12 protein-coding genes are annotated in these 13,926 nt (G+C 69.5%); 2 read left to right on the forward strand and 10 right to left on the reverse strand.

What is annotated here, in order from left to right; all coding sequences use genetic code 11:
* From E8A74_RS26490 to nuoE, 8 genes are all read right to left on the reverse strand, one after another.
* Window positions 1–1,083: a carboxypeptidase-like regulatory domain-containing protein gene (locus tag E8A74_RS26490; RefSeq protein WP_211365452.1), complete on the reverse strand. Its 1,083-nt coding sequence runs from the start codon at window positions 1,081–1,083 to the stop codon at window positions 1–3.
* A gap of 114 nt (window positions 1,084–1,197) precedes the next feature.
* Window positions 1,198–2,730 (reverse strand): NADH-quinone oxidoreductase subunit N, encoded by a 1,533-nt coding sequence (locus tag E8A74_RS26495; RefSeq protein ID WP_136931866.1) that lies wholly within the window; start codon window positions 2,728–2,730, stop codon window positions 1,198–1,200.
* On the reverse strand, window positions 2,727–4,589 hold the full coding sequence (locus tag E8A74_RS26500; protein ID WP_136931867.1) for a complex I subunit 4 family protein: 1,863 nt from the start codon (window positions 4,587–4,589) through the stop codon (window positions 2,727–2,729). Before E8A74_RS26500 ends, E8A74_RS26495 begins: the two co-directional genes overlap by 4 nt.
* A complete protein-coding gene (nuoL, locus tag E8A74_RS26505; protein ID WP_136931868.1) occupies window positions 4,586–7,198 on the reverse strand; it encodes an NADH-quinone oxidoreductase subunit L in 2,613 nt (870 codons plus the stop codon). The genes E8A74_RS26500 and nuoL overlap by 4 nt, the downstream gene beginning before the upstream one ends.
* A gap of 1 nt (window position 7,199) precedes the next feature.
* Window positions 7,200–7,508: an NADH-quinone oxidoreductase subunit NuoK gene (gene nuoK, locus E8A74_RS26510; RefSeq protein WP_136931869.1), complete on the reverse strand. Its 309-nt coding sequence runs from the start codon at window positions 7,506–7,508 to the stop codon at window positions 7,200–7,202.
* On the reverse strand, window positions 7,505–8,104 hold the full coding sequence (locus E8A74_RS26515; RefSeq protein ID WP_232379752.1) for an NADH-quinone oxidoreductase subunit J family protein: 600 nt from the start codon (window positions 8,102–8,104) through the stop codon (window positions 7,505–7,507). Before E8A74_RS26515 ends, nuoK begins: the two co-directional genes overlap by 4 nt.
* Window positions 8,101–9,453 (reverse strand): NADH-quinone oxidoreductase subunit NuoF, encoded by a 1,353-nt coding sequence (gene nuoF, locus E8A74_RS26520; protein WP_136931870.1) that lies wholly within the window; start codon window positions 9,451–9,453, stop codon window positions 8,101–8,103. The genes E8A74_RS26515 and nuoF overlap by 4 nt, the downstream gene beginning before the upstream one ends.
* A 3-nt stretch (window positions 9,454–9,456) precedes the next feature.
* The gene (gene nuoE, locus E8A74_RS26525) at window positions 9,457–9,936 is read right to left on the reverse strand and encodes an NADH-quinone oxidoreductase subunit NuoE (RefSeq protein WP_136931871.1); all 480 of its coding nucleotides are present in this window, start codon (window positions 9,934–9,936) and stop codon (window positions 9,457–9,459) included.
* A 476-nt stretch (window positions 9,937–10,412) separates the two neighbouring features.
* Between nuoE and E8A74_RS55615 the strand changes: the two genes are divergently transcribed.
* Window positions 10,413–11,657 carry a zinc ribbon domain-containing protein gene (locus E8A74_RS55615; protein ID WP_170229383.1) on the forward strand — a complete coding sequence of 415 codons (1,245 nt, stop codon included), beginning with the start codon at window positions 10,413–10,415 and terminating at the stop codon, window positions 11,655–11,657.
* Between the two features lie 155 nt (window positions 11,658–11,812).
* On the forward strand, window positions 11,813–12,157 hold the full coding sequence (locus tag E8A74_RS26535; protein ID WP_232379753.1) for a DUF2752 domain-containing protein: 345 nt from the start codon (window positions 11,813–11,815) through the stop codon (window positions 12,155–12,157).
* A 39-nt stretch (window positions 12,158–12,196) separates the two neighbouring features.
* On the opposite strand, the gene E8A74_RS26540 is transcribed toward E8A74_RS26535, so the two are convergent.
* Window positions 12,197–12,742 (reverse strand): hemerythrin domain-containing protein, encoded by a 546-nt coding sequence (locus tag E8A74_RS26540; protein ID WP_136931873.1) that lies wholly within the window; start codon window positions 12,740–12,742, stop codon window positions 12,197–12,199.
* Between the two features lie 173 nt (window positions 12,743–12,915).
* Complete coding sequence (locus E8A74_RS26545) at window positions 12,916–13,887, reverse strand: serine/threonine-protein kinase (RefSeq protein WP_136931874.1); 972 nt, start codon at window positions 13,885–13,887, stop codon at window positions 12,916–12,918.
* Window positions 13,888–13,926 lie beyond the last annotated feature (39 nt).

A 13,926-nucleotide genomic window follows, 5' to 3' on the forward strand; every position in this document is an offset into this window, starting at 1 on the left:
CTACTTCTTCTCGACCTTCTCCGGAGAAGCCTTCTCGTCCGCGGCCTTCTTCTCGTCCGCGGCCCGCTTCTCCTCGGCGGCCTTTCGCCTCACCTCGGGATCGTCCTTCTTCGCGTCGTACTCGAGCGTCAGGTCGAGCGTGTTCTCGCCTTCCTTCAGGGTGATCCGCTGCTCGACGACCTTGTCGATCGACGGGAGGAACGCGCTCACGCGCACCTCACTGCCAACGGGGATGCCGGGGATCTCGTATTGCCCGTCGAGGCCCGTGACCGCGTGGGTCGCGTAGGCGAGCACGTAGACGTCCGCCGTGAGGAACGGGTTCGGCAGCTCATCGCGCAGCATGTAGTGCCCGGGCTCGAACGCGTAGAGCTTCACCGGCGCGCCCCCCGGCACGGCCACGAGCACCGCCTTCTTCGGCGCGCCGTCGACGTAGGGCATGTAGCTCTCGATCTTGTCGATGTTCGCGACCTCGATGCGCTGGCCGAACGTGAGCGCCATCGTGCGGCGCGCGAAGGCGCAGCCGTGGATGGTGATCTTCGCGGCCTCCTCGCGTGCCGGGACGAACCCCTTGTAGCCCGTCACCGCGACGAGCACGTCGGCCGCCGCGCCCTCGAGCCCCACGCGGAAGAGTTTTCCGTAGGTCGCCGAGGCCTCGCCGCACTTGCCCGCGGGGAACTTGAAGCTCGTCGCAGGCGGCGCGTCGCCCTTGATGCGCACCGTGCCGCGCACCGTGGCCTTGGGGCCTTCGTACGGCGCCTCGTTCTTCGGGTTCACGACCTTCGCGATGTCCGCGTTGGAGCGACCGATGCCGTTCGGAATCGGCCCCTTCGGCGCAGGCGCCGCCGATGCCTGCGGCGCAGCGGAGCCCGGCGTCGCTTGCTGGCTGGTCGCCGGCTTCGCGTCGTTGTTCGTGGGCGCGGCGCCGTTCTGGCAGCCCAGCGCAGCGACGCACGGGACCACGAGGAGCCAGGCCATCGAAGTTCGGTTCATCGCCCCGGCCGTGGGCAAGCCCTGCGCCGCGCTGGATCGCAGCCGTTTCGAGGGAGCCTGCCGCAAACCCTGCCAACCGAGTTGTCGGTTCATGTCAACCTCGTTGCCATACCCCCGGCGACGCTGCAAAACAGCCGTCGCCGGGGCAAGGAACCTGTCTGAGGGAGGAAGCGAGGAGCGCGAAGGGAACCCGAAGGCCCCGCGGTGTCAACGCGTGGCGAGGGCCGCCTCGACCGCGATCTGCAGCGACGTCGTCGGCCACAGGCCGAGCACGAGCACGAGCACGCCGGCCACGACAAGCGCCGTCGCGACGTACCCCGAGCGCATCGGCTTCGCGATGGGCGCGCCGGGCGCAGGCTCGCGCATGTACATGTAGACCATCACGCGCAGGTAGTAATACGCGGAGATCACACTGTTCAGCAGCAGGATGACCGCGAGCGGGTAGAGCCCGGCGCCGATCGACGTCTTGACGATGTAGAGCTTGCCGAAGAAGCCCGCCGTCGGAGGCACGCCCGCGAGCGAGAGCAGGAAGAGCGAGAACGCGAAGCCCGCGGCCGGGTGCCGCTTGCCCACGCCCGCGAGATCCTCGTAGCTCACCGCCTCCGCGCCGCGGCTGCCCATCAGGATGAGCGCGCCGAACGCGCCGACGGTCGAGACGGTGTACGTGAGCAGGTAGAACATCACGCTCCCCTGCGCATCGCCGCCCGCGCGCATCGTCGCGACGACGCCCACGAGCACGTACCCCGCATGCGCGATGCTCGAGTACGCGAGCATGCGCTTCACCGACTCCTGCTGGCCCGCGACGAGGTTCGCCACCGTCATCGTGAGCACCGCGAGCAGCGCGACGACCGGAGGCCAGCCCGCCGCCCACGACTCGAGCCCGCCCTCGCCGAACCCGCCGATGAGCACGCGGAGCATCGTGGCGAACGCCGCGCACTTCACGGCCACGGCCATGTACGTCGTGGTCGGCGTCGGCGCGCCCTCGTAGGCGTCCGGCGTCCACATGTGGAACGGCACCGCGCTCACCTTGAACGCGAGACCCACGATGATGAGCACCGCCGCCGTGATCACGAGCGCGAAGTTCGGCCCCTTGCCCGGCTGCACGTTCGCGATCGCCTCGCGGATGCCCGCGAGATCCGTGTGCCCCGTCGCGCCGTAGAGCAGCGCCCCGCCGTAGAGCAGGAGCGCGGCCGCGAACGACCCGAGCAGGAAGTACTTCACTGCGGCCTCGGTGCTGCGCAGCGAGGCGCGGCGGAAGCCGACCATCGCGTACACGCCGAGCGACATCGTCTCCAGCCCGAGGAAGAGCGAGAGCAGATCCCCCGCCGCAGCGAGGATCATCGCGCCCACGGTCGAGAAGATGATGAGCGGGTAAAACTCGCCGCGATCGAGCCGATGCTCCGGCAGGTAGCCACCCGCGAGCAGCGCGGCGAGCGCGCCGCCGAGGCAAAGCACGAACTCGAAGAACAGGGTGAAGCGGTCGACGATCACCCAGGGCGCGACCAACGACGCGCCCTCGAGCTTCTCGGGACCCACGAACCAGATCGCCGCGGCGAACACCGCGCCTGCGAGCAGCGTAACGGTCGTGCCGAGCGAGAGCTCCGACGAGGGACCCGCGTCCCTGTCGTCCGACGTCTCGTCGACGCGGCGCTTCGAGAACGCCTCCGCCACCATCAGGAGCAGGCCGCCGAGGCTGACGATGAGCAGCGGCGACAGACCGAGGAAGAGCCCCGTACTCACTGCGCCACCTTCCCTTCACCGCCGAGCGCCGCCTGCGAACCCTCGCCGCCCGCCGCCGGCGCCTCGGGCTGCTCCTTCTTGGGCATGCCCTTCAGGAACGCCGGCGAGAACGTGTCCTCGGGCAGGAGCTTCGCGTCACGCTCGTCCGCGAACAGGATCGCCTGGCCCGATACGACCTTGTACTGGTTGTGGTGGAGCAGGATCGACTCCTTCATCCGATCGAGGAAGATCGCGGGGAAGAACCCGATGACGAAGATCATCAGCACGAGCGGCGCGAGCGCGAGCGACTCGCGCACCGTGAGATCGGGCAGGTGCTTGTTCTTCGGGTTCGTGAGCGGACCGAAGAACATCTTCTGGACCACGTAGAGCATGTAGACCGCCGCGAGGATCACGCCGGCCGCCGCGCCCACCGTGTGGATCCCGGCGAACTTGCCGAGCCGCTCGGAGAGGAACGTGCCCATGATGACGAGGAACTCGCCGACGAACCCGTTCGTCCCCGGCACGCCGACCGACGCGAACGTCACGATCAGGAAGACGACCGCGTAGATCGGCATCACCTTCGCGAGCCCACCGAACTCGTCCACCTCGCGCGTGTGGCGCCTGTCGTAGATGACGCCGACGAGGAGGAAGAGCGCGCCCGTCGACACGCCGTGGTTGACCATCTGGAGCACCGCGCCCTGCATGCCCATCGGCGTCGCGCTGAAGAGCCCCAGCATCACGAAGCCAAGGTGCGCGACCGACGAGTACGCGACGAGGCGCTTCACGTCGCGCTGCTTCCACGCGACCAGCGCGCCGTAGAGGATGCCGCCCAGGATCGCCACGCCCGCCAGGTTCGCCGACAGGTTCGAGGCCGGCCCCGGGAAGAGCCCCATCGAGAAGCGCATGTACGCGTAGGTGCCGAGCTTCAGCATCACGGCGGCCAGGATCACTGAGCCGCCCGTCGGCGCCTGCACGTGCGCGTCCGGCAGCCACGTGTGCACCGGCCACATCGGCACCTTGATGAAGAACGCCAGCGAGAAGGCCCAGAAGCAGAGGAGCTGCGCGCTCTTCGGGAGCACCACGCGCGAGAGCGCGAGGTAGTCGAACGTGAAGTCACCCGTGAGCTTCTGGTGCGTCCACACGAGGTAGATGATCGCGGCCAGCATCAGCACCGAGCCGGCCATCGTGTAGAGGAAGAACTTGATCGCCGCCTTCACGCGATCCGCGCCGCCCCAGATGCCGATCATGAGGAACATCGGCACGAGCATCAGCTCCCAGAACACGTAGAACAGGAAGAGATCGAGCGCGAGGAACGCGCCGATCATCCCGCCCTGCAGGAGCAGGAGAGCGAAGCAGAACTCCTTGATGCGCGTCTTGATCGAGCCGAACGACGCGTACGCCGCGATCGGCGTGACGAACGTCGTGAGGAGCACGAGCCACAGGCTGATGCCGTCGATCGCGACGTGGTAGCGGATGCCAAGCGTGGGCATCCAGTCCTTGATGTACTGGAAGTGCCAGCCCGCGGTCATCGGGACGGTGAGCAGCCAGAGCGACGCGACGAACCCGATGCCGAGCACCACGTACGTGAAGCCGCGGAGCAACGAGAGCATCTGCCGCGGGATGAACAACACCGCCGCCGCGCCCACGAGGGGCAGCGCGATGAGCAGGTTGAGCAGGTGGGGCCACTCGCCCGGGACCTTCGCCGCCTGCGCCGCGCCTTCGGTCGGCCAGAGCCAGATCACGAAGAGCGTGGTGAGGGCCGTGATGAAGCCCAGGCCGGCGCGTTGCTTCGTCGACGCGTCGCCCCGCGGGACGAGTGCGCCGAGGATGCCCGCGCCGATCGCAGGCCAGTACTGAAACACGAAATCGAGCGGGCTCATTGTGCGCCTCGCGGGTTGATGAGCCCGGGGATGTCCTTCGCAGGAATGCTACCGCCGCCCGCCGGCACCACCGTCCCAGGCACGAGCGGGACAGGCGCCGCAGAGGACGGGAAGCCGCGGCCAGGCCGCGTGACCGCGAACGACTGGGTCGCCTCCTGCGCGAACGCGTTGCGCACGTGCAGCTTGACGTCCTTCGTCTCCCCGGGATTGACGTTGATGCGGACCTCGCGGACCACGCCGAAGTCCTTCTGCTCCGTCCCCGTCCCCTCCCAGCGGTAGGTGTAGCCGGGGCCGGGCGCCGCCGAGATGACCACCTCGCCGGCCGAGCGGAGCTTCGAATCGTCGACCGTCGCTTCCGCGTGCGGCCGGACCAGGAAGAAGCCCACGCCCGCGAGGCCGAGGGCCATCGCAGCGCCGTAGACCTGCACGCGGCCGGTCTGGAACGTGCGGAGGACCGTCCCGAAGAACGCGACGATCGCCGCCGTGAGCTTCGCGAGGACGCCGTCGATGAGCCACTTGTCCGCGGCCGTGAAGATGTCCGCGAGCGCGTCCACCATCCCGACGACCACCGCGTCGTAGAGCTCGTCGATCCGCCACTTGTCGTAGATGAGCCTGTAGAGGCCCGGCGCCGCCTTCTTGAACGACTCCTCCGGCGCGCCGCCCTTGTTCAGGTACACGACCATCGCCGCGCCCGTGCCGCCGAGGAACGCCGCCACGCCGGGGCCCATCATCGGCCACATGAGCTTCTCGACGCCCTCGGCGCGCAGCACGACGGCGTCGTGCGCCCGCGTGAAGACCGGCGAGAGCATGTGCCCGAGCGGCTCGATGTGGATCGGCTCGGCCATCAGGAAGCCCGCGAAGACCGCGAAGACCGCGAGCACCATGAGCGGGAGCGTCATCGCGAGCGGCGACTCGTGGGGCTTCGGCCCCTCGAGCGGCGCGCCGTCGTCGTGGTGATCGTGGTGATCGTCGTGGCCATGATCGTCATGACCGTGGCCGTGCTTCGGCTCCTTCCAGCCCGCGACGATCTTCCACCCGCGGAACTCACCGTGGAACGTGAGGAAGTAGGCGCGGAACATGTAGAACGCCGTCATCGTCGCGGCGACCACGCCGACCCAGTAGATCCCCTGGCCAAGCCACGAGGGCCACGTCCAGAGCGGCTCCAAACGGCCGACCTCCGGCGCGACGATCTTCGTCGAGAACGCGCGCCACAGGATCTCGTCCTTCGACCAGAAGCCGGCGAGCGGAGGCGCGCCGGCGATCGCGAAGCACGAGAGCAGGAACGTCCACCGCGTGATGGGCATGAACTTCTTCAGGCCGCCCATGTTGCGGATGTCCTGCGACTTGTCCGTGTCGTGGATCCGCGCGTGCATCGCGTGGATCACCGAGCCTGCGCCGAGGAAGAGGCAGGCCTTGAAGAACGCGTGCGTGAAGACGTGGAAGAAGCCCGCGGCGAACGCGCCCACGCCGACGCCGATGAACATGAACCCGAGCTGGCTCACCGTGGAGTAGGCGAGCACCTTCTTCAGGTCGTGCTGGAACAGGCCGATCGACGCGGCGAAGATCGCCGTGGCGCACCCGAGCACCGCCACCGTCGCCATCGCGGCCGGCGACATCAGGAACACCGCCGACGTGCGCGCGACGAGGTAGACGCCCGCCGTGACCATGGTGGCCGCGTGGATGAGCGCGGAGACCGGCGTGGGACCCGCCATCGCGTCCGGCAGCCAGACGTAGAGCGGGATCTGCGCGCTCTTGCCGGCGGCGCCGAGGAACATCGCCAGGCCCACGAGCGTCGAGGCGTAGACCTGCACGCCCTTCTCGGGCAGGAACAGGTGCACGATCGCCTTGTACGCCGCGTTCGCGCCGGGGTTCGCCGCGTCCCACTGCGACTCGATCGGGAGGTTGCCGAAGGGCCAGATCGTGACCGGATCGAGCAGGTTCCGCGCGTTCGCGTTGATCTCCGCGAAGCGCAGCGATCCCGTGTAGTAGAGCAGGATCGCCATCGCCACGAGCAGACCGAAGTCGCCGATGCGGTTGACGATGAACGCCTTCTTGCCCGCGGTCGCGTTCTTCTCGTCGCCGAACCAGAAGCCGATGAGGAGGTAGCTACAGAGACCGACGCCCTCCCAGCCGACGAAGAGCACGGCCATGTTGTCCGCCATGACGAGCGTCAACATGGCGAAACAGAAGAGGTTCAAGTACGCGAAGAACCGGTGGTAGCCCGGGTCCTTCACCATGTACTCGCTCGAGTACAGGTGGATCAGGAACCCGACGCCGGTGACCACCAGCATCATCGTCGCGCTCATCGCGTCGACGCTGAAGGCGACGTCGATGGGAACCGTTTGTCCCATCCGCCCGTTCAACGAGAACCAGCGCCAAGCGGTCCACGCGAGCGTGCCGCCGCCCTCCCCCTTCGGCAGGAGGAGGAAGGTGGCGAGCGCCGCGATGAACGAACCGCCGAGGGCCGAGAGGGCCATCAGGCGGACGCCAGCCTTGCCGAGCCGCTTGCCAAAGACGCCGTTCACGAAGGCGCCGAGGAGCGGCAAGGCGAGGACGACCGCGAGGAGCGTGAAGTTCGTTGCGGGAAACTGAGCTTTGAGGGCTTCCACGCTAGTTCCTCAGGAGATCGGCGTCGTCCGAGCGCACCGTGCTGCGGAGCCGGAAGAACGCGAGGACGATGGCCAAGCCGACCGCGGCCTCCGCCGCGGCGATGGCGATGATGAAGAAGGTGAAGATCTGCCCGGTGTGGCCCCCCACGTGCTGGCGGTTGAAGGCGACCAGCGTGAGGTTCACGGCGTTCAACATCAGCTCGATGCTCATCAAGAGCACGAGCAGGTTGCGTCGGATCAAGAAGCCCACCGCGCCCGTCATGAAGAGCGCGGCGCCCACGATCACGAAGTACTCGAGCGGGACGGTCACGACCTCGCCTCCTTGGTCTGGGCTGCGTTGGGTGCGGGCGCCTGGCTCGGCTTCGCGTCCGCCGCGGGCAGCAGCGTGGGATCCACCTGCTTGCCGCGCGCGACCGCGACCGCGCCGATGACGGCCACGAGGAGCAGCGCGCCCGAGAGCTCGAACGGCACGAGCGCCGTCGAGAAGAGCTCGTGCCCGATCGACTCGATCGTGCCGAACTGCGGCGGCACGGCCGGGAGCGCCGTCGGCGTGCCCGACTGCGTGCGCATCACGAGCACCATCGCGCCGAGCCCGCTCACGAGCAGCGCGGCCGCGCCCACGTAACGCGCCACCGCGCCCCGGGCGTCGCGCTTCGACTGCGCCGACGGGCCGAGGAGCATGATCACGAACAGGAAGAGGATCACGACCGCGCCGGCGTACACGAGGAGCTGGATCGCCGCGAGAAACTCGGCGGCCAGCATCAGGTAGAGACCCGCGATCCCGATGATCGTCGAGAGGAGGCCCATCGCCCCGCGGATCGGGTTCTTCGCGCCCACGGTCACGACCGCGCCGAGCAGCGCGATGACCGAGCAGAGGCCGAAGAACGCGAGTTCGAGTTTGTTCACAGCGCGAGCCTCCCCGTCCCGGATTTGCCCTTCGTGCGCACGTGCTCCTCGAACTCCTTGCGGTACTTGCGCAAGAAGCCGAGCGCGGGCATCGCCGTGCCCTCGCCGAACGCGCAGATCGTGTTGCCCATGATGTTGTCCGCGATCTCGTGGAGCCGATCGAGCTCCTCCATCGTGGCCTCGCCGTGCACCATCCGATCGAGGATGCGGAAGAGCCACGCGCTGCCCTCGCGGCACGGCGTGCACTGGCCGCAGGACTCGTGGCGGTAGAACCGCATCAGGTTGTGCATCGCGAGCACGATGTCCGTGTTCTTGTTCAGCACGATCGCGCAGCACGTGCCGAGCATCGTCCCGAGCGCGCGGTACGTCTCCACGCCCATCGGCACGTCGAGCACGTTCTTGCCGTGCCAGCGGTGCAGCGGCGACTTCGCGTCCGGCGCATTCACCACCTCGTCGGGCCGCAGGATCGGGCACGACGAACCGCCGGGGATCACGCCGAGCAGCTCGCCGCCCTTCACGCCGCCGCCGAGGTCGTAGATGAGCTCGCGCAGCGTGAGCCCCACGCACGCCTCGAAGACGCCGGGCGTGTTCACGTGGCCCGAGACGCCGTAGAGCCGGCAGCCGCCGTCCTTCTGATCGTGCAGATCCGAGAGCTTGGAGAAGGCGTCGCCGCCCATCGCCAGCGCCACCGGCACCGCCGCGATCGTCTCGAGGTTGTTCACCGTCGTCGGCATGCCGAACGCGCCGGACTGGGCCGGGAACGGCGGCTTGAGCCGCGGCTCGCCGCGCTTGCCTTCGAGCGAGTTGAGGAGGCTCGTCTCCTCGCCGCAGATGTACGCGCCGGCGCCCGTGTGCACGTAGACCTCGACGGGGTAGTCGATCCCGAAGGGCTTCGCGCCGAGGTAGCCCTTGGCGCGCGCCTCCTTGATCGCGCCCCAGAGGCGCGCCTTCGACAGGTGCAGCTCGTCGCGGACGTAGATGTACGCCGCGTGCGCGCCGATGCCGAAGCAGCCGATGATGCAGCCCTCCACCACCGCGTGGGGATCGAGCTCCATGATCGTCCGGTCCTTGAACGTCCCGGGCTCGCCCTCGTCGGCGTTGATGACGAGGTAGTGCGGCTTCTCCGGCTTCGGAGGCCACGGCATGAAGCTCCACTTCACGCCCATCGGGAAGCCGGCGCCGCCGCGGCCGCGGATGTTCGCGGCCTTCATCTCCTCGACGAGGGCCTCCCGCGGCATCGAGAGCGCGCGCTTGGCCTGCTCATAGCCCCCGTCACGCTCGTACACGGGGAGCGTCCACCCCTCGGGGACGCCATACCGCTTCGTCAGATACGTCGTTTGTCGCAGCATGGGTCACTTGATGAGGCGATCGAGGATCCGATCGACCTCGGCCGTGGTGAGGTTCTCGTAGTAGTCCTTGTCGACCTGGATCATCGGCGCAGTGCCACACGAGGCGAGGCACTCCGCCGTCCGCAAGGTCACCTTCCCGTCCTTCGTCGTCTGCCCGACGTGGATACCGAGGCGCTTCTCGCAGTGGTGGAGGATCTCGTCCGCCCCGCGGAGCGCGCAGCTCAAGGTCTGGCAGACCCAGACCTGGTGCTTGCCCACGGGCTCCTTGTTGAAGAGCGTGTAGAACGTCACCACGCCCTTCACGTGCGCGGCCGACAGGTCGAGCCGAGCCGCCACCCACTCGACGACGTCGTCGGAGATCCATCCATTCTGCTCTTGGCAGAGATGGAGGACGGGGATGCAGGCCGCCTGGCGGTTCGGGTAACGCGAGAGGATTTCTTCGACGTGCTTCTCGCGGTCGGGAGACAATGCGAACTTCGTCATGTTCGTTCGCCAGCAGGGCTAGGGGTGGATCGAGGCGGCGGCAAGCGAGCACGTATCATCGTGCTCGACTTCGAGCCCCTCCGTCGGGCCACGAGCCAGACAGGAAGGAGAGCGAGCCGCCCGAAGGGTTTTGCCCGCGTTTCGCTCGGGCCCCTTCTGCAGGCGCGCGCACGCTAGTGAGCGACCCCCGGTTGTGTCAAGGCGCGCCGTTCGCCATGCCGAATCTTTCTGCTTTTCCCACGCGCATCGGCGCGCCCGAGCACACCCGAGCGGGGCTTCCGTTTCATGCGAGCGACGCGCCTCTCCCTCACCACGTGTGTGCGTTTGCTCGCTCGCAACCACGCGCGTCACACGATCGATCTCTGACGATCCCTTGCGTTGTGCTTGAGAAGTGGAGCGGACCTCCACTAGGCTGCCGGCCGCCGCGCGCCCTTCGCATTGGATCGAATGACGCACGGCGCCTCGGGAGGTGGTTCGTGTTCTGTCCGAATTGTGGGACACAAAACTCGGAGACGGCGACGACGTGCACGAAGTGCGGCTTTAACCTGAAAGGAGCCGCCGCGCCGAAGTTCAAGGGGACGATGCTGATGAGCCAGCAGCCCCCGACGCCGCCCGCGGGGGCCATGCCGGCGCCGCCGCCGATGGCGCCGCTGCCGGCCGCCGCGCCGCCGCCCCCGCCGGGACTGCCGCCCGGCGGCCCGACGCTGGGCGATCAGGGCCTCGCAGGCACGGTGATCGGTGTGCCGCCCGCGGGCCTCGGCCCGACGGCAGCCCCGCCGCTGGCCGCGCCCCCGCCTCCGCCGGGATATCCCGCGGCCGGCGGATTCGAGCCGCAGGGCGGACTCGGGAGCACGATCGCGATCGATCAGATCCCGAACTTCTCGCCTCCCTCGCCGAACCCGCCCGGCGTGCCGCCGGGGCCGCCCTCGCCCGGCGCGTTCCCGCCCCCGGCAGGCCCGCCCCCCGGCGGTGGCTTCGGCGCGCCTCCGCCCGGCGGACCCATGGGCGGCTTGCCTCCGGGCGGCTACGGCGCTCCTCCGCCCCCTGCAGGCGGCTACGGCGCTCCTCCGCCCCCCGCAGGCGGTTACGGTGCTCCCCCGCCCCCCGCGGGCGGGTACGGCGCTCCTCCGCCCCCCGCGGGCGCCGGGTACAGCGCGCCTCCGCCCCCCGCGGGCGGGTACGGCGCTCCTCCGCCCGGCGGCGCCTACGGCCCGCCGCCCGGGGATCCGAGCGCGATGGGCGCTCCCGGCGGCTACGGCGCGCCTCCCGGCGGCGCGTACGGCGCGCCTCCCGCGGGCGCGATGGTAGCTCCTGGCCAGTACCCCGGCGGCGCGATGGGCGCCCCGATGGGCATGGGCGGCGGCCCCATGATGGGCGCGCCGGGCGGCGGCATGGGCGGCATGCGCGGGACGACGCGCAACCCGACGACCGCGCTCCTCGGCACGCTCTTCTGCTGCGGCATGTACCACCTCTTCGGCGGCTACGGCATGCTGAACGAGCTCAAGGCCTACACGAAGGACGAGTCGCTTCAGACGTGGCACCTCTTCGTCCCGATCCTGAACCTGCTCATGATCCTGAAGCTGCCGGAGCTCGTGGCGCGGGCGAAGCAGCAGGCCGGCTCGCGCAACCCGCAGTCGGAGAGCCTCGTGATGTACATCCTGCTCTTCCCCTACGCGCTGGCGAAGGACCTGAACCAGGTCTGGGATCCGAACGCGGGTTGATCGTGCAGGACGAACCGGGGCGACGCGCGGACGAACCCCTCGCCGCCCCGGTCCCTCTTCACGCCCCCTACCCCTCCCCCGTCCCCCGACCCTCCCCACCACGACCCCAAGGATCCGCGCTCGGCCGCGCTACGCGCCTCGCCGCCGTCGGCGCCGTGTTTGCCGTCGCGGTCGCCGTGCGCTTCCCGCTCTGCCCGTTCGCGCTGATCACGCGCCATCCTTGCCCCGGCTGCGGCCTCACGCGCGCGGCCCTCGCCCTCGCCACGGGAGACCTCCACGAGGCGGTCCACTTCCACCCGCTCGTGATCCCCACGGTCCCCGTGGTCGCGCTCGTCCTCCTGCAAGGAAGCTACAACTACGTGCGCCACGGCCGCTGGTACACGTTCGCGTTCCAGCAGACGCGCTTTGTCACCCTCGGATCGATCGTCCTCGCCGTCGCCATGATCGCCGTCTGGCTCGCGCGCTTCTTCGGCGCCTTCGGCGGCCCGGTCGCCGTGTAGCCGGGCTGCGTTCGTTGGTCCCCCAAGGAACTCCGCGTCTCAGATCGCCCCGCGCGGCGCCGGCCTGCGCACGCCTCGACGCATGTGCGGCTCCGCCCTGGACGCGTCCTCCGACGGACGCGTCTTCGACGTGCGTGTCTCGTCCGCGCCTGCGAGCAGCCGGTTGTACGAGCGCTCGATCTCCTCGCCGAGCACGTCGAGCTCCTCGTCCGTGAGGCTGCGCTTGAGCTTCGGAAACACCACGTCCTCCTCGACGTCCGCGTGCTTCTCGAAGCGCTCGCGCAGCGCCGCGATCACCGCGGCGAACTGCGGCGCCGTGCGTGACATCGCGAGCGCGACACGCGCGGCGTCGAGGATCCGTGTGTGCTCTTCGCGCGCCTCGCGCACGCTCGCGTCGTCGCCGAGCCTGCTCGCGCACGCGATGTAGACGTACGCCTCCTCGACGCGGACGTGCGCCTCGACCGCGCGGAGCGCGGCGTAAAACGCCTCGTCGCTCCCCGCGCCCACCGGCGACGCCTCCACGAGCCGCGACAGAAGCGCACAGACGTCGCGGTGCTGTTGCTCCAACAGATCGAGTGCATCCATGAGCCCTCTCCTCCAAGCCTGTCGCTACGGCGGCGCTCTCCGCCAATGCGCCCCGCGGGCGGAACCGTGAGCGAATGCCGCGCAGCGCGGGCGTCCATGGCAAGGAGCGGGCCCACGGCGGGCGCGCACGGCGTGCTCGATGCGCCGTCCGCTGCCGCGTGGCGGGGGATCTCCTACCCTGCGAGCGCCGCGGCCGCCCCGGCGGCCTTCGCGCGCGGGCGCCTCAATCCGGAGAGCGCGCGCCGCATCTCCGCTGCGCCCGAGAACCGCGCGTCCGGGTGCTTCGCCAGCGCGCGCGACAGGAGCATGTCGAGCGCGCGCGGCACGTTTCGAAGCTCCGCGCGCAGCGGCACCGGCGCCTTGCGCACCGTCGCCACCGCCACGTCGAGGTCCCCTTCCCCCCGGAAAGGCAGCTTCCCCGACACCGCGTAGTAGAGCAGCAGCGCCGTCGCGAACAGATCACTCTGCGCCGTGATCGCGCGGCCTCGTGTCACTTGCTCCGGCGACATGAACCGGATCGTCCCCACGAGCGCGCCGCGGCTGTCCGCCGTCACCCCGTCCCCCGTGTCCACGCCCGGCTCGTGGGCGAACCCGAAGTCGAGCAGGAGCACCCGCGTCTCGCCGCTGGGCTCCTCGGTGAGCAGGACGTTCTCCGGCGTGAGATCCCGGTGCACGATCCCCGCCGCGTGCACGGCTTCGAGCCCGGCCAGGATCCGGTCCGTGATCTCGAGCGCGCGCCCGATCGACAGCGGCCCGTCTTCACGCACGACGGCCCCGAGCGTCCGGCCCCGGTAAAGCTCCATCAGGTAGTACGGCCGCCCGTCGCTCATGCGCCCGTGACCGAGCACCGGCGCCACGTTCGGGTGAACGACCCGACGCGTGAAAGAGATCTCCCGCTCGAACCGGGCGTGCGCCCCCTCGTCGTGGGCGAAGCAGGCCCGCAGCGTCTTCAGCGCCACGCGCCGGCCCGTCGAGATCTCGCGGGCCGCGTACACGAGCCCCATCCCGCCTTCGGCCACGACGCCCTCGAGCACCAGGCCCGGCACGTACGGAACGCCCTGATCCCCCTTAGGGCCGGGGAACGGGGCGTCGTTCGTCGGGAAGGGCTCCCGGGACAATCCTTGGGTGGAGTTCGGAGACGTCATGATCGGGGCAGCAGGTCATTTCTGCACGCTCCCCGTCAG

The sequence above is a fragment of the Polyangium fumosum genome, from assembly GCF_005144585.1.
GTDB lineage: Bacteria > Myxococcota_A > Polyangia > Polyangiales > Polyangiaceae > Polyangium > Polyangium fumosum.

What these genes read in the sequence shown, in the direction of transcription:
- E8A74_RS26490 (WP_211365452.1), bottom strand. Translation starts at nt 1,083, where the DNA reads ATGAACCGACAACTCGGTTGGCAGGGTTTGCGGCAGGCTCCCTCGAAA.
- E8A74_RS26500 (WP_136931867.1), bottom strand. Translation starts at nt 4,589, where the DNA reads ATGAGCCCGCTCGATTTCGTGTTTCAGTACTGGCCTGCGATCGGCGCG.
- nuoF (WP_136931870.1), bottom strand. Translation starts at nt 9,453, where the DNA reads ATGCTGCGACAAACGACGTATCTGACGAAGCGGTATGGCGTCCCCGAG.
- nuoE (WP_136931871.1), bottom strand. Translation starts at nt 9,936, where the DNA reads ATGACGAAGTTCGCATTGTCTCCCGACCGCGAGAAGCACGTCGAAGAA.
- E8A74_RS26540 (WP_136931873.1), bottom strand. Translation starts at nt 12,742, where the DNA reads ATGGATGCACTCGATCTGTTGGAGCAACAGCACCGCGACGTCTGTGCG.
- E8A74_RS26545 (WP_136931874.1), bottom strand. Translation starts at nt 13,887, where the DNA reads ATGACGTCTCCGAACTCCACCCAAGGATTGTCCCGGGAGCCCTTCCCG.